This is a genomic window from Saccharopolyspora sp. NPDC049357 (assembly GCF_040677225.1).
In the GTDB taxonomy this organism is placed as follows: domain Bacteria; phylum Actinomycetota; class Actinomycetes; order Mycobacteriales; family Pseudonocardiaceae; genus Saccharopolyspora.
On record NZ_JBFAQJ010000084.1, the window covers coordinates 1 to 4,366 of the forward strand.

4 protein-coding genes and 1 pseudogene are annotated in these 4,366 nt (G+C 67.6%); 4 read left to right on the forward strand and 1 reads right to left on the reverse strand.

Features of this window, described 5'->3' with window-relative positions; translation table 11 throughout:
- Positions 1-94: pseudogene (locus AB0J91_RS32835) on the forward strand (hypothetical protein); the annotation flags it as partial.
- Positions 95-153: 59 nt separating this feature from the next.
- On the opposite strand, the gene AB0J91_RS32840 reads toward AB0J91_RS32835, so the two are convergent.
- Positions 154-591: a GtrA family protein gene (locus AB0J91_RS32840; RefSeq protein ID WP_235876593.1), complete on the reverse strand. Its 438-nt coding sequence runs from the start codon at positions 589-591 to the stop codon at positions 154-156.
- A 175-nt stretch (positions 592-766) separates the two neighbouring features.
- Here AB0J91_RS32840 and AB0J91_RS32845 point away from each other — a divergent pair, with 175 nt between their 5' ends.
- Genes AB0J91_RS32845 through AB0J91_RS32855 form a run of 3 tightly spaced genes read left to right on the forward strand, consistent with a single transcriptional unit; the run spans position 767 to position 4,250 of the window.
- On the forward strand, positions 767-2,131 hold the full coding sequence (locus AB0J91_RS32845; protein ID WP_363876884.1) for an FAD-binding oxidoreductase: 1,365 nt from the start codon (positions 767-769) through the stop codon (positions 2,129-2,131).
- 8 nt (positions 2,132-2,139) lie between these two features.
- Positions 2,140-3,492 carry an FAD-binding oxidoreductase gene (locus AB0J91_RS32850; protein ID WP_363795825.1) on the forward strand — a complete coding sequence of 451 codons (1,353 nt, stop codon included), beginning with the start codon at positions 2,140-2,142 and terminating at the stop codon, positions 3,490-3,492.
- Positions 3,489-4,250, forward strand: coding sequence for a decaprenylphospho-beta-D-erythro-pentofuranosid-2-ulose 2-reductase (locus tag AB0J91_RS32855; RefSeq protein WP_132673265.1), 762 nt, complete (start codon positions 3,489-3,491; stop codon positions 4,248-4,250). The genes AB0J91_RS32850 and AB0J91_RS32855 overlap by 4 nt, the downstream gene beginning before the upstream one ends.
- Positions 4,251-4,366: the final 116 nt, after the last annotated feature.

A 4,366-nucleotide genomic window follows, 5' to 3' on the forward strand; every position in this document is an offset into this window, starting at 1 on the left:
GACCGGCCTTCCCGACGAGTACCGACCCGGGTTGTCGGTGCGGTTCATGGGGGTCAACGAGCAGGCGGTCATCTCCTACCTGGTCAGCGCCTACTGCGAGACGGGCGCCCGGCGGGGTGGCCGAGCGCCCGTTCGGAGCGTGGTTCTGGCTGGTCAGTCGCGGAAGATGAGGAGCTTGAGCATGATGAAGTTGATCATCGTGCCGAGCCCCTGGGCGATGACCCAGAACAGCGTGAACTGCCATGCCTCCTGCGCGTTGAACAGCACGCACAGCAGCTGGTTGGAACCCATGTTCACGAAGAACGTCGTGGTGTAGAGCACGACGAAGGCGCCGGCCTTCGCGGTGGTGTTGCCCTGGCCCGCGCCCTGGAAGGTGAACTTGCGGTTGATCACGTAGGACGCCGTGGTGCCCAGGATGAACGAGATGGACTTCGACAACCAGATCGGCCAGCCGAGCACGCCCAGCAGCAGCGAGTAGGTGCCGAAGTCGATGACGGCGCAGCCGCCGCCGATGATGATGAAGCGCGCCAGCTGGTTGAACACGCCCAATTTCTTGGGCTCGGTGTTGGCTGCGGTATCGGCCACTGTCACAGGTTCACCCTTACGAAACGACGGCAGGACCAGACGCCCTCCGACCCCGCAGCTGGAGATGTCGGGACCGTGGCACACACGTCCCCCGAGAGTGTAGCGACGACGCTTCGCGATCCGCTGGGGACCGCTCGTACCCGGCGGTAGAAGAACCCGATGCGCGGATAGACTCGGCTGGGTGGGATCGGTAAGGGACGAGCTTCAGACGCTGACCGGCTGGGGGCGCACGGCGCCCACCAGGGCTCACGTCGTCAGCACTCCGGACGTCGAGGCCATCGCCGACGCGGTCCGGAAGGCGGGCGAGCGAGGCGTCATCGCGCGCGGCCTGGGTCGCAGCTACGGCGACCCGTCTCAGAACGCGGGGGGCGCGGTCATCGACATGACCGCCCTGGACCGCGTGCACAAGATCGACGTCGACGAGGCCGTGGTGGACGTCGACGCAGGGGTTTCGCTGGACACCCTGATGCGCCGCCTCCTGCCGCACGGGCTGTGGATCCCGGTGCTGCCGGGCACCCGCCAGGTCACCGTCGGCGGTGCCATCGGATCCGACATCCACGGCAAGAACCACCACTCGCAGGGCAGCTTCGGCAGCCACGTGCTGTCGCTGGACCTGCTCACCGCGGACGGCCAGGTCCGCACGCTCAAGCCCGAGGGCGACACCTCGGAGCTGTTCTGGGCGACCGTCGGGGGCATGGGCCTGACCGGCATCATCGTCAGGGCCGCGGTGAAGCTCAAGCGCGTCGAGACCGCGTACTTCGTGGTCGACAACGTGCGGACGAACAACCTGGACGAGCTGATCGAGCACTTCACCGACGGCTCCGACGCCAACTACGTGTACTCGGTGGCCTGGTTCGACTCGCTCGCCCGCGGCGACAGCCTGGGCCGCGCGCTGCTGACCCGGGGCAACTCGGCGAAGCTGGAGGACCTGCCGAAGAAGCTGCGCAAGGACCCGTTGAAGTTCAACGCGCCGCAGCTGATGACCGCCCCACCGATCTTCCCCAACGGGCTGGTCAACAAGTACACGATCACCGCGTTCAACGAGGTCTGGTACCGCAAGGCACCGACCAAGTTCGGCGCGGTGCAGAACATCACCCAGTTCTTCCACCCGCTGGACCTGGTCGGCGAGTGGAACCGCATCTACGGCTCGAACGGCTTCCTGCAGTACCAGTTCATGGTGCCGTTCGGCCAGGAAACGATGTTCCGCCGGTCCATCGACAAGATCAGCGCCTCGGGCCACGTGTCGTTCCTGAACGTGCTCAAGACCTTCGGCCCGGGCAACGACGCCCCGATGTCCTTCCCCCGGGAAGGCTGGACGCTGACAGTCGACATCCCGATCACCCCGGGGCTGGACCGGCTCTGCCAGGAGCTTGACGAGATGGTCCTCGACGCAGGTGGCCGGTTGTACCTGGCCAAGGAGTCGCGGACCAATGCCGAGATGTTCGAGAAGATGTACCCGCGAATCGACGAGTGGCGCAAGATCCGCGCTTCGGTCGACCCGCAGGGCATCTTCGTCTCCGACCTTTCGCGAAGGCTGGGCCTGTGACCGCAGCAATGGAGTACCGCACGCTGACCGGTTGGGCACGAACCGCACCGTCCCGGGTGCGCGTGCTCAGCACGACCGACGTCGACGCCATCGCCGAGGCGGTGCGCACCGCCGACGAGCGGGGCGTCATCGCCCGCGGCTTGGGCCGCAGCTACGGCGACGTCGCGCAGAACGCCGGTGGCGTGGTCGTCGACATGACCGCGCTCAACCGCGTTCACGACATCAACCCGGACACCGCCATCGTCGACGTCGACGCGGGCGTGAGCCTGGAAGAGCTGATGAAGGCCGCGCTGCCCTACGGCCTGTGGGTCCCGGTGCTGCCGGGCACCCGGCAGGTCACGGTGGGTGGCGCGATCGCCAACGACATCCACGGCAAGAACCACCACAGCGCGGGCAGCTTCGGCAACCACGTGGTGGCGATGGACCTGCTCACCGCCGACGGCGAGATCCGCACGATCACGCCCAACGGCCCGGACGCCGACCTGTTCTGGTCGACGGTGGCGGGCATCGGCCTGACCGGCATCATCCTGCGCGCCTCGATCCGGATGACCCGGACCGAGACCGCGTACTTCATCGCCGACGCCGACCGGACCGCGAACCTCGACGAGACGATCGAGCTGTTCAACGACGGCTCGGACGACAGGTACACCTACTCGTCGGCGTGGTTCGACTCGATGTCCACCGGGTCGAAGCTCGGTCGCGGCGCGTTCGGCCGCGGCTCGCTGGCCACGCTCGACCAGCTGCCGCCGAAGCTGCGGGCCGACCCGCTGAAGTTCGACGCGCCGCAGCTGCTGACGCTGCCGGACGTCTTCCCGCCGCGGCTGGCCAACAAGCTGACCTTCGGCACGATCGGCGAGCTGTACTACTGGAAGACGCCGAAGCGCGGCCGCGACCTGATCCAGAACCTGACGGCCTTCTACCACCCGCTGGACCTGATCGGCGAGTGGAGCCGCGCCTACGGTTCGCAGGGTTTCCTGCAGTACCAGTTCTCACTCCCCTACGGCAAGGACGAGGACCTCAAGCGGATCATCCGCAAGGTGGCCCAGTCCGGCAACGTGTCGTTCCTCAACGTCATCAAGAAGATGGGCGAGGGCAACCGGTCCCCGCTGTCCTACCCGCACCCCGGCTGGCTGGTGTGCCTGGACTTCCCGATCGTCGACGGTCTGGGCAAGTTCTGCACCGAGCTGGACGAGGACGTGCTCTCCCTCGGCGGCCGGCTGTACACCGCCAAGGACTCGCGGACGTCCGCGGAGACCTTCCACCAGATGTACCCGCGGGTGGACGAGTTCAAGAAGATCCGCCAGACCATTGACCCCGAAGGCAAATTCGCCTCAGACATGAGCCGGAGGCTTGAGCTGTGATCGACGCTGTTGGCAACCCCCAATCCCTGCTGGTGCTCGGCGGCACCTCGGACATCGCGCTGACCACCGCGAAGCAGTACGCGCAGACCCGCGCGCTGCGCATCGTGCTGGCCGACCGCCCCGAGGAGTCCGAGCGCCTCGAAGCCGCTGCCGAGGAGCTGCGCAAGACCGGCAGCACGGTGTCGATCCTGCACTTCGACGCCCGCAAGCCGGAGACGCACGCCGAGGTCATCGACAAGGCGTTCGCCGACGGCGACGTCGACGTCACGCTGATCGCCTTCGGCATCCAGGGCGACAACGAGAAGGGCTGGACGGACTTCGAGGCCGCCCGCGCCGTCGCCGACATCAACTACGTCGCCCCGGTGGGCCTGGGCGTGCTGCTGGCCAACAAGCTCAAGAAGCAGGGCCACGGCAGCATCGCGGTGATGGCCTCCCCGGCCGGTGAGCGCGCTCGCCGCTCGAACTTCGTCTACGGCTCCTCCAAGGGCGGCCTGGACATCTTCTACACCGGTCTCACCTACGCGCTGGAGGAGCACGGTGTGAAGGTCACCGTGATCCGCCCGAACTTCGTGCACACGAAGCTCACCGCGGGCATGAAGCCGCCGCCCATGTCGCAGACCCCGGACCAGGTCGCCGCGGCGATCATCGACGGCGTCCGCAAGGGCAAGGAAGAGGTCTACGCGCCCGGCCAGATGCGCTGGGTCATGTTCGTGCTCAAGCACGTTCCGCGCTTCATCTTCAAGAAGCTGCCGTTCTAGGTTCCGGGGTCGGGGGGGGGCGCGGGGGGCCCCCCCCCCCCCCCCCCCCCGGAGCAGCCCCGGCGGCGGGCGGGGGCGCCGGCGGGGGGGGGAGAGGGTTGAAGGGGGGGGGGTGG

Bases quoted from the DNA above. Each gene is read 5' to 3' on its own strand.
- AB0J91_RS32850 (WP_363795825.1), top strand. From the start codon at position 2,140: ATGGAGTACCGCACGCTGACCGGTTGGGCACGAACCGCACCGTCCCGG.